The following is a 20,903-nucleotide window of genomic DNA, read 5'->3' on the forward strand; positions in this document are numbered from 1 at the left end:
ACCGGGGGGCGGACAGCCGGGGTCACCCCGGCGGCCGCCGAGGCGACCGGTCGCCTCGGCGGCCGTGGCCCTGGGCATGGCGCTGACGGCGGCCGGGAGCTGCGCGCTCGTCGTCCGGCCCGAGCCCCCCGCCGAGGCGGACATAGGGACGCTGCCCGTCGCCCGGCCCACCGGGTCCGTGCCCGCCCCCGCTCCCGCCGCGCCCCCGCCGACCCGGATACGCATCGCGCGGATCGCCCTCAGCGACCCGCTCGTCGGGCTCGATGTGCAGCAGGACGGCCACCTCGCCGCCCCGCAGGACCCCGACCAGGTCGGCTGGTGGAGCGACGGCCCCCGGCCGGGAGACCGGGGCGCGGCGATAGTCGTCGGCCACGTCGACTCTGTGACCGGTCCCGCCGCCTTCTACAACGTCTCGTCACTGCGCCCCGGTGACGGGATAACCATCGACCGCGCCGACCGTTCCCGCGTCACCTTCACCGTCAGAGCACTGCGCCAGTACGACAAGGACGCCTTCCCCGACAACGAGGTGTACGCGGCGACCGGCCCGCCCTCCCTGCGCCTGATCACCTGCGGGGGCCCCTACGACCGCGAGCACGGCGGTTACCGCGACAACCTCGTCGTCTACGCCACCCTCGCCTCGCCACACCCCCCGACCGTGCCCACCCGGAGCGGAAATTGACCCTGCATCACCGCCGACGCCACTCGCGTCGACGCACCCTGCTGTCCGCCGGCGCCTCCACGGTCCTGGGCGTCGGGCTCTTCCTCGCCGGCGGTCTCGGCCTGGCATCCTGGCCGGCCGCACCGACCGGCACCGGTGCCGCCGCGGGCACCGAAGGCGGCGCCCCGGCCGCTGCGGCGGACCCGCTGGCCGCGGACATCAGGGCTGTACAGGCCCACCTGCGGCAGACCCCCGGCGACGCCGTCGCCCTCGGCACCCTCGGCCTGGACTACGTCCAGCAGGCCAAGGCCACCGCGGACCCGACGTACTACCCCAAGGCCGAAGGCGTACTCACCCGCTCCCTGGCCCTCCAACCGGCGGGCAACTTCACCGCGATGGGCGGCATGGCCGCACTCGAAGCCGGTCGCCACCACTTCGCCCAGGCGCTGACCTGGGCGCAACGCGCCATCGCCGCCAACCCCTACAACGCGTCCCTCTACGGCACCCTCGCCGACGCCCGCACCCAGCTCGGCCGCTACCCGGAAGCCGCGGAGGCCGTCCAGCACATGGTGGACCTGCGCCCCGGCTCGCCGTCGCTGTCCCGCGCCTCCTACGTGGCGGAACTGCGCGGCGACATCTCCACCGCCCGCACCGACATGCGGCGCGCGCTCAACGACGCGGCCGGCCCCGCCGACCAGGCGTTCGCCTACTACTACCTCGGTGAACTCGCCTTCAACAACGGCGACCCCGCCACCGAACTGACCGAGGCGGACGCCGGCCTCCGGGCCGCCCCCACCTACACCGCCCTGCTCCAGGCCAGAGCGCACGCGGAAGCCGCCCTCGGGAAGACCGACGCCGCCGTCGCCGACCTCACCCGGGCCGTCCGGCGCGTCCCCCAGCCCGAATACGTCCTCCAGCTCGGCGAGTTGTACCAGTCGCTCGGCCGCACCAAGGAAGCCGACCAGCAGTACCAGGTCTTCCGCGCCGAACAGCGGCTCTTCGCCGCCAACGGTGTCGCCCTGGACTCGGACGCCGCACTCTTCGAAACCGACCACGGCAACGTCCAGCAGGCCCTGGCCATCGCCCGCAAGGGCCTCGCCACCCGCCCCTTCATGGACACCCACGACGCACTGGCCTGGGCACTCCATGCCAACGGCCAGGACCAGGAGGCCCTGGCGGAATCCGACCAGGCCCTCGCCCAGGGCACCCGCAACGCCCTCTTCCACTACCACCGGGCGATGATCCACCAAGCCCTCGGCGACACCTCCGCGGCCCGTACCGACCTGACCCGGGCCCTCGCGATCAACCCCCACTTCAGCCCGCTGCAAGCACCCCGAGCGCGTGCGGCCCTCGCGGCGCTGCGGTAGGGCACCCCTCGCCTTCAGGTCCGGCGGCTTCAGCGCTTCGCGGGTGCACACGATCGAGGTGCCGCCGGGGGCCGGGCGCGGGTCGAAAGGCGGGCCAACCGCACGGCGTGTCAGGCCCCTCCAGTGGTCACAGGCCGAGCTTGCTGAGGCGGTCCTCGTACTGGATGGTGAGGTCCTCGGGCTCGTCGGCCGGGTTGTGCCACATGCTGTCCAGTTCGGACCGTACGGCGGCGGGCAGTGCTTCGTAGCGTCGGGTCCAGGAGTCGCCGTCCGGCATCCAGTAGCCGACGACCTTGAAGCGCTCGGCGGGAAGCCGCAACTCCTTGCGCAGATAGCGGCGTACGGCGCGCAGGGCGTCGGTCTGACCGGCGACCCATACGTAGCCGCCGGTCAGGTCCGTGCCGGGCGGGATCGCGGCGCCGACCAGTTCGGCCAGGCGGCTGGGGCCGTGGCCGTTGCCGCCGTAGGTCCAGGTCGCCCGGACGCCGTGCCGGTCCGGGAGCGGCTGGACGCAGGAAGGGTCGGGGACTTCGAGGACGGCCCGGGTCGTGACGCGGTCCGGACTGTTCTCGATGAGGCGTCCGACGGCGGGCAGACCGCTCAGGTCGGAGACCAGGACCTGCCAGGCGAGGTCGGCCGGGGGACTGTAGAGGCCAGTGGGAGAGTTGAGGCCGATCACGTCGCCGGGGCGGGCGGCGGCGGCCCAGCCGGACGCCGTCCCGTGGCCGTGCAGCACGAAGTCGACGTCGATCTCGCCGGCCTCCGGGCGGGCGGACCGGATGGTGTACGTGCGTACGGGGGCTGTCGGCCGCCCTTCAGGGGTCCGCCAGCCGCCGTTGTCCGTCGGGTCGGGCAGGGAGACATCGGTGCGGTCGGGGCCGTGGGGGAAGAACAGTCGGACGTACTCGTCGCCGACGCCCGTGGACGTGAACGCGGCGAGGCCCTCGCCGTGGAACGTGACGCGGACCATGGTCGTGGTGAGCGGCCGGACGCGGGCCACCACGGCGCGGTGGATGGTCATGGGTGCTGCTCCTTCGGGTACGGGCACGGGTGCGGGTTCGTGTGCGGGTGCGGGTACAGGTGCGGGTGCGGGTTCGGGTTCGTGTGCGGGTTCGTGTGCGGCAACGGGTCGGTGGTGGTCGTCACGGCTGCCGGGCGCCGCCGGTACCGGCGGCGGCGCCGGTGTACGCGTGCCAGAGGGCGGCGTACTCCCCCGCGGAGGCCAGCAGTTCGCCGTGTGTGCCCTGCTCGGCGACCTCGCCACGCCGGAGGATGAGGATGCGGTCCGCGTCGCGCGCCTGTTCCAGGCGGTGCGCCACGATCACGCTGGTGCGTCCGCGGATGACGCGTTCGAGAGCCGTCCGGAGCAGCACGCGGGTCTGCGGACCGGACTGTGCGGTGGCCTCGTCGAGGACGACGACGTCCGGGTCGGCGATCAGCACGCGGGCCAGCGCGAGGTGCTGGACCGATCCGTCGTCGAGAGGGGTGCCGCCGGCGCCGAGGACGGTGTCGAGCCCGCACTCCGGCCCCAGCGCCCAGCCGGCTCCGGTCTCGTGCAGGGCGCGGCGGAGTTCGTCGTCGGTGGCGGTGGGCCGGGCGATCCTCAGGTTGTCCGCCAGGGTGCCGCCGAACAGATGGATCTCCTGGGTGACCAGATACCGGGACGGGGTCCGGGCCGCCTCCCCTTCTCCGATGGTGATCTCTCCGCGGTCCGGTTCGCCCAGGCCCGCGATCAGATGGGCCAGCGTGCTCTTGCCGGAGCCGCTGGCGCCGACGAGCGCGAGGCTCGTACCGGGGGGTACGTGGAGCGAGACATCGCGCAGGGCGTGGCGTGTGCCGTCGTACGAGAACGAGACGCCCTTCACGTCGATCGCCGGGCGGTGGCGCGTACCCGCCGCGGCGGACCGCTGACGGCCGCCGCCGGTGCTGTTGCCGCCGTCGCGGCCCAGGCCGGTGACGCCCAGGTCGGTGATACCGACGAGCCGTGACAGCCCGGCCGTCGCCCGCTGGATGTCGTCCAGGCTCCCCAGCAGCGCCCCGACAGGGCCGAAGAGTCGGTGGAAGTAGAGGGCCGCCGCCGTGGCTGCGCCCACCGAGACGGCCCCGGAGCCGAGGAGCGCGAAGCCCGTGACGAGCAGGGCGGCGAGGCCGAAGAACTCCGCCGCGTTGAGCAGGCCCGTGAACCGGTTGCGCAGCCGTACACCGTCGCGCTGCCGTGCGATGGCCAGTTCGCTGTGTTCGGCCAGCTCGCCGAGGTGCCGGCCCTGGGTCCGGTACGTGCGGATCGTCTCGGCGCCGTGCACCGCCTCGATGACGGACTGGCCGCGTGCGGACTCCAACCGGCGGATGTCCCCGTACACGAGGTGCGAGCGGGCCAGGAACTGGCGGGTGGCGAATATGTGGACGGGCAGGCAGATCAGGCCGGCGAGTGCCAGTCGGAAGTCGAGGGCCGCGAGGCCCACCAGGCTCAGGCCGATGGTGAAGCTCGCGTTGGTGACGTCGGGAAGCACGTCGGAGGCCGCTTCGGAGATCGCTTCGACATCGCGTGTCACACGGGAGACGACATCGGAACTGTCCGAGGACTCCCGCGTGCTGGCCGGGAGGTGGACCGCGGTCTCGAACACGTCCTCGCGCAGGGCGGCGAGTACGCCCTGGACGAGGACGACCAGCATCCGGCCGCCTGCGTAGGCGAGTGCGGCTCCGGTGACGGCGACGAGCACGAGGACGACGCCGAGCGCCGTGATGCGGCCCTGCCCGCCCCTGTCCGCGACGGCGTCCACCATGCCGCCGAGGACCGCGGGGGTGGTGAGGGTGACGGCCGTACCGCCGAGCAGGGTGAGCAGCGAAACGGCGAGTCGGCCGCGGTGCGCGCCGAGCCGGCGGACCAGTTCCTCGCGGGTGCGGCGGGGACCGGCGATGGGCAGGGTGCCTTGCGCGGGGGTCACCTGGTGGTTCCGTTCGGTTCGGGGTGGGCGCCGCCGAGGTCGACGACCCGGTCGCAGGCGGAGAGAAGGATCCGGCTGGTGGTGATCAGGAGCGTCGTGGCGGGCAGGCCGCGCAGCCCTTCGGCGATGCGCTGTTCGGTCACCGGGTCGACCGCGGTGGTGGGTTCGTCGAGGACGACGAGGTCGGCGTCGGTGTGCAGCGCGCGGGCGAGCAGCAGGCGCTGACGCTGGCCGCCGGAGAGCCTGCGGCCGTGCTCGCCGACCTCGGCCTGGTCGCCCCCGACCAGTTCGAGTACGTCGTCGAGCATCGCGGCTCTGAGCACGGCCGGGTCGCTCTCGCGCCCTGCGGGGGTGAGATTGGAGCGCAGGGTGCCGGAGAACACCGCGCCGTGGTGGGGCGGGGCCGCGATCCGGGCGCGCACCGGATCGGGGCCGAGGTCGACGGCGTCGACACCGCCGACCAGGAGTTCGCCGCGGCGGAGCGGGACGCGGTAGCCGAGCCGGTCGCTCAGCTCCCTCGCGTGCCCGGGATGGCGGGGGACGACGCCGAGGAGTTCGCCGGGCCGCAGATCGAGGGGCTCGCCGTGCTCGGGCGGATGCCACCGCACCGCGGGGGCGGAGGCGCAGGTGGCGGTGGCGGTGGCGCAGGCGGCGGTGGCTTCGGCTGCGGTCTCGGCGGGGCCGATCAGCGGCGGTTCGTCCAGCAGGTCGCCCAGCCGCCGGGCGGAGGCACGCTTGTGGATCCAGTTGGCGGCGAACGTACCGACATGGGCCAGCGAGCCCTGGAGGAACTGGGCGAGTCCGAGGACGGTGACGAGCTGGCCGACGGTGATGCTGCCGTCGAGGGCGAGATACCCCGACGCCGTCGAGAGCACGGCGAGGAACACCCCCGACAGCAGCAGGCTGAGACTGCCGTACGCCAGGACCGAGCGCGAGGTGGCCACGGCGCCGCGCCGCGATTCCTCACTCGCGGCGCGGTAGCGGCGGGCGGCCTCCGACCGGGCGTTCATGCCGATGACCACCCGGAGTCCGGTGATCATGTCGGTGGCCACCTCGCCGGCCCGTGCCGCCGCACTCTGCTCGGCCAGTCCCCGTGCCTCCAGCGGCATCGAGACCCGGCGCATCACGACGAGCACCAGGACCGTGCCGGCGATGACGCCCAGGCCCAGGGGCACGGAGATCACGAGCAGCGCCGTCGACGCCGTGAGGATCGCGGTGACGGTCGCGGCCTGCTGCACGACGCTCCAGGAGACCCCGGCGACCCGGTACGTGTCGGACGAGACCAGGGAGAGCGCTTCTCCCGGGCCGGGCCGGCGGCGCAGGGAGCGCGGGTCCAGCAGCCGGGCCATCACGCGCTGCCGCAGTTCGTGCTCGCCGTAGCCGTAGAGGCCCACCATGGCCGTCGACGCCCGCTGGTAGGACAGGGACAGGACGACGAAGACCGCCCCGAGCACGCCGAGCCACCAGAACAGGGCGGAGCGGTCCGAGGGAGTCAGTGCCCGGTCGATGACAACGCCGATCAGGATCGGCACCAGCGCCTCGCACAGCTGATGGACCATGAACGCGAGGGTGATGAGGGTGAGCCGGCGGCCGCGCCCGTCGCACAGGAGCGCGACCCGGAACAGTGCCGGGACGGAGTTCGGCCCGTGGACACCGCTGTGCGGACCGCGCCCGCCGGTGCGGTCGACGCCGGTCCGGCCGATACCGGTCCGCTTCACCGGGCGTCCCGATTCCGGGCCAGGGGGATGACCATGGGCGTGCCGGTGACCGGGTCGGAGACGACCTGGCAGGGCAGATCGAACACTTCCTTCACGAGGGCGGCGGTCACGACCTCCCGCGGGGTGCCCTCGGCGACCACCCGGCCGTCGCGCATGGCGATGAGATGGGTCGCGTAGCGGGCCGCGTGGTTCAGGTCGTGGAGTACGGCGACGAGAGTGTGCCCGGCGCGGTGCAGATCGGTGAACAGCTCCAGCAGGTCGATCTGGTGGGCGATGTCGAGGAACGTGGTCGGTTCGTCCAGCAGCAGGATCGGGGTCTGCTGGGCGAGGACCATGGCCACCCAGACGCGTTGGCGCTGGCCGCCGGAGAGTTCGTCCACCTGCCTGCCGGACAGCTCCGTGACGGAGGTGGCCGCCATGGCGGCCAGTACGGCCTCCTCGTCCTGCCCGGTCCACTGGCGCATCAGCTTCTGGTGCGGGTGGCGTCCCCGGGCGATCAGATCGGCGACGGTGATCCCGTCGGGCGCCAGCGAGGTCTGCGGCAGCAGTCCGAGCGTCCGTGCCACCTCCCTGGAGCCGTACTCCGCTATGGACCGGCCGTCCAGGACGACCTTTCCGGCGCTGGGCTTCAGCAGCCGGGACACGGCGCGCAACAGGGTCGACTTGCCGCAGGCGTTGGGGCCGATGACGACGGTGAACGACCGGTCCGGGATGCGCACGTCCAGGTGCTCCGAGACGGGCCGCCGACCGTAGCCGATGGACGCGTCGAGCACCTCAAGACGTGCCGGGACCGGGGTCCGGGTGCGCTGCGTCGTGATGGTCACGGGTACTCCTCGCGGATGGGCGGCCGGAGCGGTGGGGGCCACCGGGCGGGCCTGGGGCGACGGGGCCGGCGGGGGCGGCGGGGCCGGTACGGTCATCCGCGCCGCCCCGCGTACTGGCGGGCGAGCAGCCAGGCCAGATAGGCCCCGCCGACGCACACCGTGACGACGCCCACGGGCAGGTCGACGCGCTGGGCGATGAAGTCGGCGCCCACCAGGACCGCGGCGCCGGTCAGCGCCGCCGGGACGATCCGCACCGTGGTGGAGCCGCGCGTCAGCCGCTGGGCGATCTGCGGCGCGGCGAGCGCGATGAACGAGATCGGGCCGACGGCCGCGGTCACGAGCGCGGTGAGCGCGACCCCGACGAAGGTGGCCGCGAGCCGTGCGCGCCGCACGTTGACCCCGAGGGCCACGGCCGCGTCGTCGCCCAGCTCCAGATGGATCAGGGGCCGCACCACGGCCGCCGAGCAGATCAGCAGGACGACGAAGACGGCCGCCGCCGACCGCAGTTGCTCGAAGCCGAGTCCGCTGAGGGAACCCGCTCCCCAGGTCGCCGCCATCATCGCCTGCTGCGGGTTGACGGAGAGGAGCAGCATCGAGGTCAGGGAGCTGAGGAACGCGCCGACGGCGATCCCGACGATGATGAGACGAAAGGGGGCCAGCCCGTTGCGGTACGCCAGCAGATACACCAGGAGCGCGGTCAGCGCCCCGCCGATCAGTGAACCCGAGGCCACCGCGAGGTAGTCGGCGGTGCCGAGCAGAACCATCACGACGCTCGCGCCCGCGTACGAGCCGGAGGCGAAGCCGATCACGTCGGGCGAGCCCAGCGGGTTCTTGGTGAGCGACTGGAAGAGCGCGCCGCTGATGGCGAGCGCCGCGCCGCAGAGGATCGCGAACAGCAGCCGGGGCAGCCGCCAGGTCACGACCACCAGCCGCGCACGGGAGTCGGCGTCCGGGTCGAACAGGGCGGACAGCACCTGCGCCGGGGTGAACGCGATGGACCCGGTGCCGAGGGTGAGGACGCCGAGGGCGGCCACGACGACTGCCAGGGCGGCGCAGACGAGGACGGACCGCCGCTCGATACGCAGGGCCATTCCGGTCCGCCGCCAGGTCCAGACGGTCCGTCCGAAGTCGACCCGGTCCGGTGCGGTCCGTCCCATGGTTCCCGTGGTTCCGGTGGTCACAGGGTGCTCACCTTCCGGCGTCGGACGAGGACCACGAGGACGGGTGCGCCGACGAGCGCGGTGACGAGCCCGACCCGCATCTCCCCGGAGGGCAGGACCACGCGTCCGATGATGTCGGCGGCCAGCAGGAAGGCGGGCGCGGCGATGATCGTGACGGGCAGGATCCAGCGCTGGTCGGGTCCCACGAACCAGCGCACGATGTGGGGCACCATCAGCCCGACGAACGAGATCGGACCGGCGACGGCGACGGAGGTCCCGGCCAGCAGGGTGACGGCGAGGACCAGGACCGCCCGGGTCAGGGCGAGACGGGTGCCCAGCGACCGGGCGAGGTCGTCGCCCAGCGCCAGGGCGTTGAGCGAGCCCGCGCTGCACAGCCCGAGTACGAGCCCGGCGCCGATCAGCGGCAGGGCGACGGGGAGGATGTCCAGCGACCGGCCGCCGATGGAGCCGACGCCCCAGAACCGCATGACGTCGAACGTGGTCGTGTTCTTGAGCGCCATGGCGGAGGTGAAGCCGCCGCACACGGCGGTGAACGCGACGCCCGCGAGGGTGAGTTTCACCGGGCTGCCCCGGTCGCCGCCGATCGAGCCGAGCGTGTAGACGAGCACGGTGAGCCCGAAGGCCCCCGCCAGCGCGAACCAGATGAACTGGCCGGCACTGGTGTACCCGAGTACGGCGACGGCGAACGTCACCGCGAGGCTCGCGCCCGCGTTCACCCCGAGGATGCCGGGATCGGCCAGGGGGTTGCGGGTGAACGCCTGGATCAGCGCGCCGCTGAGGCCGAGGGCCGCGCCGACGACCAGCCCGATCACGGTGCGCGGCACGCGCAGTTCGCGCACGATCACCTGCTCGTCGGAGTTCTCGAAGTGGAACAGCGCGTCCCACACCGTGCCGGGAGCGATGGGTCGGGCGCCGACCATCACGCTGAGCACGGCGACGACGAACAGCAGCCCGATCGCGGTCAGCAGGATCAGCGGGCGGGACCGGTTGCGCCGGGCCGGGCCCACGCCGTGGCGCGGGACCGGCACATCGCGTTCCGTACCGGTGGTGAGGTCACCCGTGGGTGAGGCGGTCGTCATGGTTGTCCTTGGGGAGAGCGTCACCTGCGGAAACGGCGGACGGCGGTCAGGAGTCCGCGCCGGTGTTGCCCCTGCCCGCGACGGCGTCGGCGAGCATCGGGACGTAGCGCTTCATCGCCCAGGGGATGGAGAGCACCGACGGTCCGCTGGTGGCCATGCCCAGCGCCGGGTCCTGTACGAACGCGTAGTGCTTCGCGGCGATCGGCTTCCAGCGCGAGAACAGCGGGTCCTTGAGGGTGTAGGGGACCTCGTCGGGGCCGTTGGCCCAGGCGACGAAGATGTCCGCCTTGATCGTGTCGAGCTTCTCCAGGCTGACTCCGCCGTACCAGTTGGTGCCCTTCACGGTGGAAGCGATCGCGTCCATCGACGGGGTGTTCTTGAAGCCCATCTCGGTCAGCAGCCGGACACGGGCGTCGTAGTCGAGATACAGACCGACGTCCGTCGACCCGGGGGTGAGGGCGACTCCGTAGGTGAAGGTCTTGTCCTTGAACTCCGGATGTTCGTCGGTCACCGTGGCCAACCGGCCCTCGACGTCGCCGACAAGGCTCTCGGCCTTCTTCGTCTCGCCCAGCGCCTTGGCGATCGTCCGGGTCATCTCCTGCCAGGTCCCGCCGTCCCAGGGCTTGTTCAGGTACGGGATGGTGGGCGCGATCTGGGAAAGGCGCTTGTAGTCGACATCGGTGATGCCGGAGTACAGGCCGACGATGAGGTCCGGCTTCAGCGAGAGGATCTGCTCGAAGTCGATCTCGCCCGCGTCACCGTAGTTCAGCGTCTCGGGCAGCGGCCCGCCCAGCTTCTCGACCGCGCCGCGGAACCACGGGGTGTACCCCTGCTTGTCGCCGCCCCACTGCTTGTCGACGCCGACCGGGACCGTGCCCAGCGCAGCGACCACGTCCAGCGACATCCAGCTGACCGCCACGACACGCTTGGGCTTCTTCTTGATCGTCGTGGTCCCGTGGCCGTGCTTGATGGTCACGGGGAATCCGTCCGCAACGGCCCCGGCCTTCGCCTTCGCGGTGTCCGGCTCCGACCCGCCGCTGCCGCAGCCCGCCAGCACGACGACGGCCGCGATCACCAGCGCCATGAGGCGCGCCACGGCGCCCGGTCCGCGTCCTGCCGCGATGGATATGGACATGCTTCTCCTCGGATCTGTGCACGCCGCGGTGACGCGACGGCGGATGTAGGGGGGAGGCGACCGCAGCGGGGCGACACGCTTGCGTCCGAACCCACGCTTCAACTGAGGTAACCCTTACCTAAGTGAACGCTAGGGAGCCGACCCGCCGGCAGGGGACGCGGACTGGCCATGGTGTGTCGAGATTCGGCCACGTATCGGATCGGCGGCATGCCGGGCGACGTGCTTCCGGCACACGAAGGGCCCCTCGAACGCGGCGGATCTTGGGTTCTAACGGTCCTCGCAACACCTGCGATCTGTGGGAGTTGCGGGGACTGTGGGCGTTGAGCGTGGGGATCGTGTGGGGTTGCGGGAGCGTTTCCTTGCGCGGCTGGATGCTGTGGGGAACGTGACGGTGGTGGCCCGTGAGCTGGGGGTGAACCGGAACACTGCTTTCGGCTGGGCCCGGAAGGCCGGACAGGGCTCGGTGCGCCTGCCGCGGCGGCATCCCGGGCGGGATGAGTACGAGCGGCTTCGGGCCGCCGGTGTCGCACGCCGGGTGGCGGCCCGGCAGGTCGGTGTGAACGAGCGCACGGCCAAGGACTGGGACTGGGGCGTCAAGAAGAGCGGCACCACACGCACCTATGCCGACGGCCGCCGTGTCGACTACACCACCGGGACCGTCACGATGGGCGGTGTGACCACAGTACCGGTGGGCCTGCCAGCCCTGGAAAAGCAACTGCATCCGCGATTTCTGACACTGGCCGAGCGCGAACAGATCCGCGATCTGCGTGCGCTGGGCTGGTCGCTGCGGGCGATCGGGCGTGCCCTGGGGCGGCCGGCGAGCACGGTCAAGCGGGAGATCGACACGAACTCCGGCACCGGGGGCTACCAGCCCTACGCCGCCCACCGCGCCGCTGCCGCGCGCAGGCCCCGGCCCAAGGACCGCAAACTACTGCGCGAGGGACGGCTGCGCCGCTTCGTCCAGGACGGACTGCGCAGGCGGTGGTCACCGGAGCAGATCTGCCACGCTCTGTTCAAGGAGCATCCCGACGACCGGAGCATGCGGGTGAGCGTGGAAACGATCTACCAGGCACTGTACTTCCAGGCCCGTGGCGGCCTGAGGCGGGAAGTGCAGGCCGCCGTCCGTTCCGGCCGGACCCGCCGCAAACCACGCCGCGACCCGCAGCGGCGCACACCACGGTTCACCGACCCGATGGTGATGATCAGCGACCGCCCCGCCGATATCGAGGACCGGGCGGTGCCCGGCCACTGGGAAGGCGATCTGATCATCGGCGCGGGCGGGCGCTCCGCGATCGCCACCCTGGTCGAGCGGACCACCCGCTACACCATGCTGGTCCACCTGCCCGGCGCAGCCCACGACGCCGAAACCGTCCGCGACGGCCTCGTCGCCACGATCCAGACCCTGCCCGCCCACCTGCGCGGCTCCCTCACCTGGGACCAGGGCAGCGAGATGGCACGCCACCAGCAGTTCACCATGGCCACAGGCATGCCCGTCTACTTCTGCGACCCCGCCTCACCCTGGCAACGCGGCTCCAACGAAAACACCAACGGCCTGCTCCGCCAGTACTTCCCGAAGGGAACCGACCTCAGCATCCACAGCCCCGAAGACCTCGAACACGTCGCCCAGGAACTCAACGGCCGCCCACGCAAGACACTCGACTGGGATACCCCAGCCGAGCGCCTACGTGATCTACTCACCACCTGAAACCAGGCGGTGTTGCGACGACCCCATGAACCCAAGGATTCGAGGGGCCCTTCGCGTGCCGGGGGCGCGCTCAGCGATCGGCTTGCACCGGCACCGTCTGCTCGCGCAGATACTCGGTCGGGCTGGCTCCGGTCACCCGGCGGAAGGCGGCGGAGAAGGCGCTCGTCGTGGAGTAGCCGCAGCGGTGCGCGACCAGGCTGACCGGACGGCCCTGCGCCAGCAGCGTCGTCGCCGCGGACATCCGTACCAGTGAACGCCACCGCGCGAAGGACATGCCGACATCGCGGCCGAACGCCCGGGTGACGGTACGTACGCTCAGCGCGTGCCGTGCCGCCCACGCCTCCAGTGAGAGGTCGCTCTCCGGATCGCGCATGACGTCGTCGGCCAGGGCGCGGATCCGCCCGTCCTCGGGGATGGGGACGTCGATGGCGGGATGCGGGTCGTCCTCCAGCAGATCGATGACGACGCGCTGGGTCCGCAGCCGGAGATCGTCGGGCATCGAGGTGGCGTCGAGGTGGAGCAGCATCTCCTGGAGGGCGCGCCGCACCCGCAGCGGGCGCAGAGCGGACCAGTGCGGCGGAATCGCCGCCCGGGTCACGTAGGTGTAGCAGCTCACGCCGCCCGGATCGAACGAGGAGTCGTGCGGGGTGCCGGGCGGCAGCCAGATCCCCTGACCGGGTACGAGCCGGCGCACGGTGTTACGGGTGTGCAGCGTCAGCGAACCGTGGTGCGGCCAGACCAGGAGCCCGTCGGAGTGGGTGTGCACACCGCCGACTGCCGCCGGCGGGGATCCGTCGAGGACAGCGGTGGTGAGCAGATAGGGGGCCGGCACTTCGACGCCGCCCTCCGACGGCTCGGCCCATCGGAGGGCGGCCGCCGGGGGTGCCTCGCCGCGCTCGCAGCCCGGGACTGTAGCCAGCATGAACTTAGGTTACCCTAACCTGCCGCTCGCCCCGGAGGTCCGAAGCGGCGCGAGGCGGCACCTCGTCACGTCCTACGCGTCCGGGTTCCATTCCAGGAGCAGGTCGAAGAGACGTCGGTCGCCGTCGACCTTCAGGGAGTCCACCGGGATACGGCCGTACCGGGCCAGGACCAGCTCACCGGCCGTACCCCGGAGGGAGGCGTCGGCCGCGTCCTCGCCGACAGCGGTGGCGGGCGTCGTGCCGGGCGTGGGGAGGCGGGTGGTCCGCGTGCCGTCGGCGGAAAGCCGGAGGCGCCAGGAGCGGCCCTCGCCGGCGTGGCAGTCGACGACAGCGGGCTCGTGCGGCCAGGCACCCGTTCCCGCGCAGCAGGTGGACAGGAACTCGTCGACACCGTCGAGTGCCACCTCGTCCGGCAGCGGCTGCGGCGGTCACCGCGGGGCTGACCGCGCGGTACCCACCGGTGATCTCCCTGGACGCGTTCGCCTTCCCACCAACGGAGCTGCCAGGGGCAACGTCGTCCGCGACGTACGGTGTTCGTATCGAACGGGGCAGCGCGGCGTTCCCTGTGCAGCGCACGGCAAGCACGGCCCCCACGGCCCCCGGTCAGATCGGAGCGAATGATGAAGGCAGTCCGTTTCACCCGGTTCGGGGGTCCGGAGGTTCTTGAGATCGTGGATCTCCCCGATCCGCACCCGGGTCCCGGCCAGGTCCGTATCGCGGTGCGCGCGGCCGGCCTCAACCCGAGCGACTGGAAGAAGCGCAAGGGCCAGATGGACGAGGAACTTCCGCAGACCCTGGGCCACGAGGCAGCGGGCGTCGTCGACGAACTCGGCGAGGGAGTCGCGGACGTGGCCGTCGGCGACCGTGTGTTCGGCGCCTCCGCCGCGGGAGCGGCCCAGGCCGAACTGGCGGTGCTCGACCACTACGCGCCGATCCCGCCGTCCCTCGACTTCCCCGGAGCCGCCGCGCTGCCGGCCGCCGTCGAGACGGCCACGCGAGCGCTCGACCGGCTCGGCGTCGGGAGCAGCGGCACGGTGCTCATCAACGGCGCCTCCGGCAGCGTCGGCAGCGCCGCGGTGCAGCTCGCCGTGGTGCGCGGCGCGCGCGTGATCGGCACCGCCGGTCCGGCGAACCACGAGTACCTGCGCTCACTGGGCGCCGAGCCCGTCGCCTACGGCGAGGGCCTTGTCGAGCGGGTCCGCGCGCTCGCACCCGACGGCGTCGACTGGGCGCTGGACGTCGCCGGCAGCGGCGTCCTGCCCGAGCTCATCGCGCTCGCGGGCGCCCCGGAGAACGTCGTGACGATCGCCGACTTCGCCGGCGCGCGGCAGCACGGCGTGACGTTCAGCCGCGGGGACACCGGCCGCGCCGTCCACGCGCTCGCCGACATCGGCGGGCTGATCGAGGCCGGACGCTTCTCGCTCCCGGTCGCGCGGACCTTCCCGCTCGCCGAGATCGCGCAGGCGCACCGCGTGAGCGAGGACGGCCATGTGCGCGGGAAGCTCGTCCTGCTGGTCGGCTGATACCGCCGTGCCGGACCGGCGTCGGTGAGGTCCGGCCGAGGGTGCTGTGGCAGGCGGAGCGGGCCCGACCCGCTCCCCGCGCCCGGCTGTCCACCGGGCCACGCGGGGCCGGATCACCCGGTCCGGCCCCGCCCGCCCCACCCGTCGGGCACCTGCGCCACGGGGGCGGACGCGACCACCTCCACGCCAGGCACAGCGGTCGTCACCGACCACTTCAGCAGGACGACGCCGCAGGTCGGGTTGCGCTTGCCGAGGGGCACGGCTCCTGCGGGGCGGCGCTTGTCCGCCGGACGGGTCCGGCCGTCGGGCCGTCACACTCCCGGCAACCCGTCCTGCTCGACCTCGAACCGCCCGGGCCGACGCACGGCCGCATCCCCGCCGAGCTTGTGTCTGCACCCGTCCCCGAGCCCTCGAAGACGTGCGTCCCGGCCGGTGAGGGGCCGCCCGCACATCCCGCAGCGGACGACACGACGCCCCGCCGCAAGTTCCTCGTCCGTGGCGAGACCGGGCAGCGGGGCGTCAGGGATCATGCGGTCAGTGTGTCAGCGGCGCTCCGGCCCGTTCGAATGCGCGGGCACGGATGAGGGCGGGCGCCCCCGCGCTCCGCTCACTCGGCGGCCAGTCGCTCCTGTCGTGCCACCCGTGCCCCCCGCCACGATCCGAGCGCAGGTCTCGGCCGCGCCCAGGACACGGCCGACCGGCCGTGTCAGCCGTGTCAGCCGTGTCAGCCGTGTCAGCCGGCCGAGTCAGCCGCCGCCGCGTTCACGCCCGTCAACAGGCTCTGCGGACCCCAAGCCAGTGCGCGCTCGGCCGTCAGGCATTCCGACCGATCCGAGGGGGCCGTCGCGCACCCGTAGCTCGTGAACGCCAGTCTGGCGGCCTTCACCTTGGCTATGTATCCCGTCAGCTCGTCGAACTCCGGGCGATCGTCGATCTGCTCGGTCAGTCTGTCCGCCGCGCTCTCCAGCGTCGCGCTCACCGTCTCGCAATCCGACATGGCGTTCGGCGGCAAGCAGCGCGACGCGGTGATCGGGCCCATCGTGTCGGACAGCTGGGTGAGGATCGGGGTCCACGTCTTCTGCATCTCGGCGGGCGTGAAATCCACCTCGACGGTTGTCACCGACGGGGATGCCACCGGATCGGCCGTCGCCGCCGCGGTCACTGTCGGCGACGGTTTCGCATCAGCCTTCGACGACGAACCGCCGGTCGATCCGATCAGACCCCACGCCAGGCCCACAGAGCCGGCACCTACCGCAAAACCGACAACGACAGCGAGCAACAGGCGCCTCCGCGCCGCTTTCCGTACGGGCTGCGGCGCGGTGGACGGTGACATATCGGGCATGGGCGGAACATCGGGGGTGACAGGCGATTCGTCGGACATGCCGCGCAGCATGACATCCGTGCGTGATCGCCGACCCGGTGCGGACCCCAACCGTGACCAGGAGGTGACCCGACGCCCCGCCGCGGACGCCTCCGTACCCGCTCCGTACCCGGCCGCCCCACGTACACCGCGGGCGGGCGCCGCACGGCCACCGCCATCCGACGTCCGACGGCCAGGTCTCTGTCAAATTCTGACATTCCACCGCCATCACCCTGAAGTCGCCCGATTGTTCACCTGCTGGACGCAGGGGTGGGGCGTACTACTGAAAAGCCGTATGGCCAACCCCGGCACTTTGTCCGCGGTCGTCCGGCGGTCCGCCGCCCGCACGCCGCTTCTCCAGGAGATTTCCCTTGACAGTCCCCCGTGCCAAAGCCGCCGTCCTGGCCGCAGGGCTCACCACCGTCGCGCTCGCCCTGACCGCCTGCGGCGGCTCCTCCTCCGCCGACAGTCCGTCGTCCGCCAAGGGCGACGGCAAGAACGCGGCGACGGCCACCTCCGCCGCGGACTTCGGCGGCATGGACGCCCTGATCGCCGCCGCCAAGAAGGAGGGAAAGCTCAACGCCATCGCGCTCCCCCCGGACTGGGCCAACTACGGTGCCATCATCGCCGCCTTCGAGAAGAAGTACGGGATCAAGGTCGCCGTCGAGAACCCGGACGGCTCCAGCCAGGACGAGATCACCGCGATCACCTCCCGCAAGGGTCAGAACCGCGCCCCCGACGTGGTCGACCTGGGCAACTCCTTCGCGCTGAGCGCCGCCTCGCAGGGCATCCTCGCCCCCTACAAGGTGGCCTCGTGGGACGACATTCCGGCGGCGCAGAAGGATGCGAACGGGCTGCGCTACGACGACTACGGCGGCTACGTCTCGATCGGGTGCGACGCCAAGGCCGTCAAGGAGTGCCCGACCACCTTCGCCGACCTGCTCAAGCCCCAGTACAAGGGCAAGGTCGCGCTGAACGGTGACCCGACCAAGGCCGGTTCGGCGTTCGGCGGCGTGTACGCCGCCGCGCTGGCCAACGGCGGTTCGCTGGACGACATCCAGGCCGGTCTGGACTTCTTCCACAAGCTGAAGGCGAACGGCAACTTCAACCCCGTGGAGTCCACCCCGGCGACCGTCGAGAAGGGCGAGACGCCGATCAGCATCGACTGGGACTACCTCAACGCGGGCTACGCCAAGGAGTTCGCGAGCAAGGGCGTGGACTGGAAGGTCGCCGTCCCCGCCGACGGCCAGTACGCGTCGTACTACAGCCAGGCGATCAACAAGTACGCGCCGCATCCGGCCGCCGCCCGTCTGTGGGAGGAGTTCCTCTACAGCGCCGAGGGCCAGAACCTGTGGCTCCAGGGCTTCTCCCGTCCGGTGCAGCTGCCCGCCATGACGCAGAACGGCACCGTGGACAAGGCGGCCGCGGGGAACCTCCCGGCCGTCACCGGCAGCCCCGAGTTCCCGACCCCCGACCAGGTCAGCGCGGCACAGAAGACCGTGCTCGCCGGCTGGTCCAAGGCCGTCAGCTGACCGGCGACATGACCACGGCTCCCGCCGCGACACCGTCCCCCGCCGCCGGCCCCTCCTCGCAGGTGGCCGTCGGCGGCACCGCTGCCGCCCCCGATCCGCGCGGGGGCGCGTCCCGCCGCCGGCCGCGCGCCGCCGGATGGCTCGCCGTCCTGCCTTTGATCGTCTTCGTCCTGGTCGTCTTCGGGCTGCCCGCCTTCGCGATCCTCACCAACGCCTTCAAGACCTCGGCGGGTGATCCGGGCGGGCAGCGCTGGACCACGGACAACCTCAGCCAGTCGGTGCACGGCGCCTATCTCACCGCGCTGTGGGGCAGTGTCAAACTGTCCGCCCTCACCGCGGCGCTCGGCGTGCTGCTCGGGCTGCCGCTCGCCCACGCCGTGGTGACCTCGCGCTTCCGGGCGCTGCGCGAAGGGGTGCTGGCCGCCTCCGGTGTGCTGGCCAACTTCGGCGGCGTGCCCCTCGCTTTCGCCTTCGTCGCCACCCTCGGCAACTCGGGCGAACTGACCCGCCTGCTGAACCTGGGCGCGCACGGCTGGAGCCTGTACTCCTTCACCGGGCTGACCCTCGTGTACCTGTACTTCCTGGTGCCGCTGATGGTGCTGGCCATCACTCCCGCGCTGGACGGCCTGCGGACGCAGTGGCGCGAGGCGGCGCAGAACAACGGCGCGACCACCCTCCAGTACTGGCTGCATGTCGCGCTGCCCGTCCTGGCCCCCTCGCTGCTGGGCGGCTTCGTGCTGCTCTTCGGCAGCGCCTTCGCCGCGTACGCCACCGCGGCCGCGATCGTCGGCAGTTCGGTACCGCTGATCACCCTCCAGATCGCCAACGCGCTGTCCGGCAATGTCCTGGTCGGGCAGGGCAATGTGGCCCTGGCGCTGAGCCTGGACATGATCGTGATCGCGGGTGTCGTGATGGCCCTGTACATACCCCTTCAGCGCAGGAGCGCACGATGGCTGCACTGACCTCCCCCACCGCCGCCGGGCGGCCGCCGAAGCCCGCCGGGCGCCGGCGGCCGCGGGTGTGGCGCGGGATCGTCGGGATCGTGGCGGCGGTGTACTTCCTCGGCCCGATGGCCTTCTCGGTGCTCTTCACCGTCAACGTCCCCGGTGAGGGGCTGACGCTGAGTTCCTACCGGGGCATTTTCGGCGCCGAGGGCTTCGGGAGCAGCCTCCGGCTGACCCTCGAACTCGCCGCCGCCACCATCGCGGTGACCATGCTGCTGCTGGTGCCCGCGCTGATCGCGGTACGCCTGAGCGCGCCCCGGCTGCGGGTGCTGGTGGAGGTGCTCTGCTCGCTGCCGCTGGTGGTGCCCGCGGTGGCACTGACCGCGGGTATCAGCTCGGTGCTCCAGTGGGGTCCGGACGACTTCGCGGACACCCCGCTCTTCGAGATCTTCAACTCCGCCCAGAACCCCGGCTTCCCGGTGGTCCTGCTGCTGGCGTACGTACTGATGGCCCTGCCGCTGGCGTACCGGACGCTGGACGCGGGGCTGCGCGCCCTCGACCTCACGACGCTGGTGGAGGCCGCCCGCAACTGCGGGGCGAACTGGCCGCGGACCGTGGTCCAGGTCATCCTGCCCAATCTGCGCGGCGCCCTGCTCAACACCGCGTTCCTCACCCTCGCCCTGGTGCTCGGGGAGTACACCGTCGCCTCGATCCTCGGTTACCGCCCGTTCGCGGTGTGGATCGTCTCCATCGGCGGCAGCGACGCGCAGATGTCGGTCTCGGTCTCGGTGCTCAGCCTGGTTCTCACCTGGGCTCTGCTGGTGCTGCTCGCCACGGCCGGACGCGGGCGCTCGGCCCGTCCCGCACGTAGAACCCGCGATAGCGCCGCGACCGCGCCGCACACAGTCCAGGAGACCTCATGACCGCCACCGCCGTAGATACGTCCGTGTCCGCCCGCGAGACCGGCGGGGCCAGGGTGGAATTCCGCGGGCTGCACAGGAGGTTCGGCGCCACCGTCGCGCTGGACGGCCTGGACCTGACCGCCCACCCGGGTGAACTGCTGGCGCTGCTCGGGCCGTCCGGCTGCGGCAAGACCACCGCGTTGCGGGTGCTGGCCGGCTTCGAGTCCCCCGACGCGGGCGGGGTGCTGGTCGACGGCGAGGACGTCACGTCGGTACCCGCCCACCGTCGCGGCGCGGGAATGGTCTTCCAGTCCTACAGCCTCTTCCCGCATCTGACCGCCGCGGAGAACGTCGCCTTCGGCCTGCGGATGCGTGGCGCCGGCAGGGCCGAACGGCACGGCCGGGCAGGGGAGCTGCTGGAACTGGTGGGTCTGTCCCAACTGGCCGACCGCTACCCCCACCAGATGTCCGGCGGCCAGCAGCAGCGGGTCGCGCTGGCCCGCGCGCTGGCGCTCCGGCCCCGTGTGCTGTTGCTGGACGAACCGCTGTCCGCCCTGGACGCCAAGGTCCGGCTCACCCTGCGCGAGGAGATCCGCCGGCTCCAGCAGGACCTGGGGATCACCACCCTGTTCGTGACCCACGACCAGGAGGAAGCGCTGTCGATGGCCGACCGGGTGGCGGTCCTGCGCGCCGGACGGCTGGAACAGGTCGCCGCCCCGGCGGAGTTGTACGCGCGGCCGGCCACCGCCTTCGTCGCCGAGTTCGTCGGCACCATGAGCCGTATCCCGGCCGTCAGGACCGGGAACGGCCCGCAGATCGAGGTGATGGGGGCCCGGCTGCCCGTGGACGGGCTCCTGCCCGCCGACGGCGAACTGGACGTTCTGGTACGGCCCGAGGCCGTCCGGGTCACCGCCGATCCGCTGGGCGGCGCCACGGTGGTGGCCGCCGCCTTCCTCGGCGCGATCACCCGGTTCACCGTGCGCCTGGCGGACGGCACCGAGGTCAAGGCCGACCTGCCCACCGAGACGGCCGGCCTGCCCGTGGGCTCCTCGGTCACGCTGACGTTGCCCGAACGCCCCGTTCTGGTGGACCGGCGGGCCGTCTGAC

General features: G+C 72.2%; 19 protein-coding genes and 1 pseudogene. 8 read left to right on the top strand and 12 right to left on the bottom strand.

Annotated features, from left to right (window positions below; all coding sequences use genetic code 11):
• Window positions 1–64 precede the first annotated feature (64 nt).
• Together OHA30_RS03660 and OHA30_RS03665 are read left to right on the top strand one after the other, a co-directional pair.
• Window positions 65–679 (top strand): class F sortase, encoded by a 615-nt coding sequence (locus OHA30_RS03660; protein WP_328912339.1) that lies wholly within the window; start codon window positions 65–67, stop codon window positions 677–679.
• Window positions 676–2,025, top strand: coding sequence for a tetratricopeptide repeat protein (locus tag OHA30_RS03665; RefSeq protein WP_328912340.1), 1,350 nt, complete (start codon window positions 676–678; stop codon window positions 2,023–2,025). Before OHA30_RS03660 ends, OHA30_RS03665 begins: the two co-directional genes overlap by 4 nt.
• A 127-nt stretch (window positions 2,026–2,152) precedes the next feature.
• Here the strand turns inward: OHA30_RS03665 and OHA30_RS03670 are convergent, their stop codons facing one another.
• The 7 genes from OHA30_RS03670 to OHA30_RS03700 all read right to left on the bottom strand — a co-directional run bounded on the left by OHA30_RS03670 (window position 2,153) and on the right by OHA30_RS03700 (window position 10,907).
• Entirely contained in the window at window positions 2,153–3,046 is an 894-nt protein-coding gene (locus tag OHA30_RS03670) for a siderophore-interacting protein (RefSeq protein WP_328912341.1), read from the bottom strand.
• Window positions 3,047–3,167: 121 nt separating this feature from the next.
• Complete coding sequence (locus OHA30_RS03675) at window positions 3,168–4,970, bottom strand: ABC transporter ATP-binding protein (RefSeq protein WP_328912342.1); 1,803 nt, start codon at window positions 4,968–4,970, stop codon at window positions 3,168–3,170.
• On the bottom strand, window positions 4,967–6,688 hold the full coding sequence (locus tag OHA30_RS03680; protein ID WP_328912343.1) for an ABC transporter ATP-binding protein: 1,722 nt from the start codon (window positions 6,686–6,688) through the stop codon (window positions 4,967–4,969). The genes OHA30_RS03675 and OHA30_RS03680 overlap by 4 nt, the downstream gene beginning before the upstream one ends.
• Window positions 6,685–7,512, bottom strand: coding sequence for an ABC transporter ATP-binding protein (locus OHA30_RS03685; protein WP_405785834.1), 828 nt, complete (start codon window positions 7,510–7,512; stop codon window positions 6,685–6,687). The genes OHA30_RS03680 and OHA30_RS03685 overlap by 4 nt, the downstream gene beginning before the upstream one ends.
• 92 nt (window positions 7,513–7,604) lie before the next feature.
• Window positions 7,605–8,669, bottom strand: a complete 1,065-nt coding sequence (locus tag OHA30_RS03690; RefSeq protein ID WP_405786160.1) for a FecCD family ABC transporter permease — start codon at window positions 8,667–8,669, stop codon at window positions 7,605–7,607.
• A gap of 20 nt (window positions 8,670–8,689) precedes the next feature.
• Window positions 8,690–9,772 carry a FecCD family ABC transporter permease gene (locus OHA30_RS03695; RefSeq protein WP_328912344.1) on the bottom strand — a complete coding sequence of 361 codons (1,083 nt, stop codon included), beginning with the start codon at window positions 9,770–9,772 and terminating at the stop codon, window positions 8,690–8,692.
• 46 nt (window positions 9,773–9,818) lie between these two features.
• Window positions 9,819–10,907 carry an iron-siderophore ABC transporter substrate-binding protein gene (locus tag OHA30_RS03700; RefSeq protein ID WP_328912345.1) on the bottom strand — a complete coding sequence of 363 codons (1,089 nt, stop codon included), beginning with the start codon at window positions 10,905–10,907 and terminating at the stop codon, window positions 9,819–9,821.
• 469 nt (window positions 10,908–11,376) lie between these two features.
• Here OHA30_RS03700 and OHA30_RS03705 point away from each other — a divergent pair, with 469 nt between their 5' ends.
• Window positions 11,377–12,612, top strand: a complete 1,236-nt coding sequence (locus OHA30_RS03705) for an IS30 family transposase (RefSeq protein WP_443045123.1) — start codon at window positions 11,377–11,379, stop codon at window positions 12,610–12,612.
• A gap of 70 nt (window positions 12,613–12,682) precedes the next feature.
• On the opposite strand, the gene OHA30_RS03710 is transcribed toward OHA30_RS03705, so the two are convergent.
• Together OHA30_RS03710 and OHA30_RS03715 are read right to left on the bottom strand one after the other, a co-directional pair.
• Entirely contained in the window at window positions 12,683–13,534 is an 852-nt protein-coding gene (locus tag OHA30_RS03710; protein ID WP_328912346.1) for a helix-turn-helix domain-containing protein, read from the bottom strand.
• 72 nt (window positions 13,535–13,606) lie between these two features.
• Window positions 13,607–13,960: pseudogene (locus OHA30_RS03715) on the bottom strand (hypothetical protein); the annotation flags it as partial.
• Window positions 13,961–14,155: 195 nt separating this feature from the next.
• On the opposite strand from OHA30_RS03715, the gene OHA30_RS03720 reads away from it, so the two are divergent.
• Window positions 14,156–15,058: an NADP-dependent oxidoreductase gene (locus tag OHA30_RS03720; RefSeq protein WP_328917713.1), complete on the top strand. Its 903-nt coding sequence runs from the start codon at window positions 14,156–14,158 to the stop codon at window positions 15,056–15,058.
• Between the two features lie 113 nt (window positions 15,059–15,171).
• Here OHA30_RS03720 and OHA30_RS03725 read toward each other — a convergent pair whose 3' ends face one another.
• The 3 genes from OHA30_RS03725 to OHA30_RS03735 all read right to left on the bottom strand — a co-directional run bounded on the left by OHA30_RS03725 (window position 15,172) and on the right by OHA30_RS03735 (window position 16,439).
• The gene (locus OHA30_RS03725) at window positions 15,172–15,318 is read right to left on the bottom strand and encodes a hypothetical protein (protein WP_328912347.1); all 147 of its coding nucleotides are present in this window, start codon (window positions 15,316–15,318) and stop codon (window positions 15,172–15,174) included.
• A 51-nt stretch (window positions 15,319–15,369) separates the two neighbouring features.
• Complete coding sequence (locus tag OHA30_RS03730) at window positions 15,370–15,588, bottom strand: DUF6011 domain-containing protein (protein WP_328912348.1); 219 nt, start codon at window positions 15,586–15,588, stop codon at window positions 15,370–15,372.
• Between the two features lie 203 nt (window positions 15,589–15,791).
• On the bottom strand, window positions 15,792–16,439 hold the full coding sequence (locus tag OHA30_RS03735; RefSeq protein WP_328912349.1) for a hypothetical protein: 648 nt from the start codon (window positions 16,437–16,439) through the stop codon (window positions 15,792–15,794).
• Between the two features lie 350 nt (window positions 16,440–16,789).
• On the opposite strand from OHA30_RS03735, the gene OHA30_RS03740 reads away from it, so the two are divergent.
• The 4 genes from OHA30_RS03740 to OHA30_RS03755 are packed head-to-tail and all read left to right on the top strand — an operon-like array spanning window position 16,790 to window position 20,902.
• Window positions 16,790–17,950 carry an ABC transporter substrate-binding protein gene (locus tag OHA30_RS03740; RefSeq protein ID WP_328912350.1) on the top strand — a complete coding sequence of 387 codons (1,161 nt, stop codon included), beginning with the start codon at window positions 16,790–16,792 and terminating at the stop codon, window positions 17,948–17,950.
• Window positions 17,951–17,958: 8 nt separating this feature from the next.
• A complete protein-coding gene (locus OHA30_RS03745) occupies window positions 17,959–18,912 on the top strand; it encodes an ABC transporter permease (protein ID WP_328912351.1) in 954 nt (317 codons plus the stop codon).
• Window positions 18,900–19,817, top strand: coding sequence for an ABC transporter permease (locus tag OHA30_RS03750; protein WP_328912352.1), 918 nt, complete (start codon window positions 18,900–18,902; stop codon window positions 19,815–19,817). The genes OHA30_RS03745 and OHA30_RS03750 overlap by 13 nt, the downstream gene beginning before the upstream one ends.
• A complete protein-coding gene (locus OHA30_RS03755) occupies window positions 19,814–20,902 on the top strand; it encodes an ABC transporter ATP-binding protein (protein ID WP_328912353.1) in 1,089 nt (362 codons plus the stop codon). The genes OHA30_RS03750 and OHA30_RS03755 overlap by 4 nt, the downstream gene beginning before the upstream one ends.
• Window position 20,903 lies beyond the last annotated feature (1 nt).

Source organism: Streptomyces sp. NBC_00223 (genome assembly GCF_036199905.1).
GTDB lineage: Bacteria > Actinomycetota > Actinomycetes > Streptomycetales > Streptomycetaceae > Actinacidiphila.

Bases quoted from the DNA above. Each gene is read 5' to 3' on its own strand.
- OHA30_RS03670 (WP_328912341.1), bottom strand. From the start codon at position 3,046: ATGACCATCCACCGCGCCGTGGTGGCCCGCGTCCGGCCGCTCACCACG.
- OHA30_RS03745 (WP_328912351.1), top strand. From the start codon at position 17,959: ATGACCACGGCTCCCGCCGCGACACCGTCCCCCGCCGCCGGCCCCTCC.
- OHA30_RS03750 (WP_328912352.1), top strand. From the start codon at position 18,900: ATGGCTGCACTGACCTCCCCCACCGCCGCCGGGCGGCCGCCGAAGCCC.
- OHA30_RS03735 (WP_328912349.1), bottom strand. From the start codon at position 16,439: ATGTCCGACGAATCGCCTGTCACCCCCGATGTTCCGCCCATGCCCGAT.
- OHA30_RS03730 (WP_328912348.1), bottom strand. From the start codon at position 15,588: ATGATCCCTGACGCCCCGCTGCCCGGTCTCGCCACGGACGAGGAACTT.
- OHA30_RS03720 (WP_328917713.1), top strand. From the start codon at position 14,156: ATGAAGGCAGTCCGTTTCACCCGGTTCGGGGGTCCGGAGGTTCTTGAG.
- OHA30_RS03690 (WP_405786160.1), bottom strand. From the start codon at position 8,669: ATGGGACGGACCGCACCGGACCGGGTCGACTTCGGACGGACCGTCTGG.
- OHA30_RS03710 (WP_328912346.1), bottom strand. From the start codon at position 13,534: ATGCTGGCTACAGTCCCGGGCTGCGAGCGCGGCGAGGCACCCCCGGCG.
- OHA30_RS03755 (WP_328912353.1), top strand. From the start codon at position 19,814: ATGACCGCCACCGCCGTAGATACGTCCGTGTCCGCCCGCGAGACCGGC.
- OHA30_RS03695 (WP_328912344.1), bottom strand. From the start codon at position 9,772: ATGACGACCGCCTCACCCACGGGTGACCTCACCACCGGTACGGAACGC.
- OHA30_RS03700 (WP_328912345.1), bottom strand. From the start codon at position 10,907: ATGTCCATATCCATCGCGGCAGGACGCGGACCGGGCGCCGTGGCGCGC.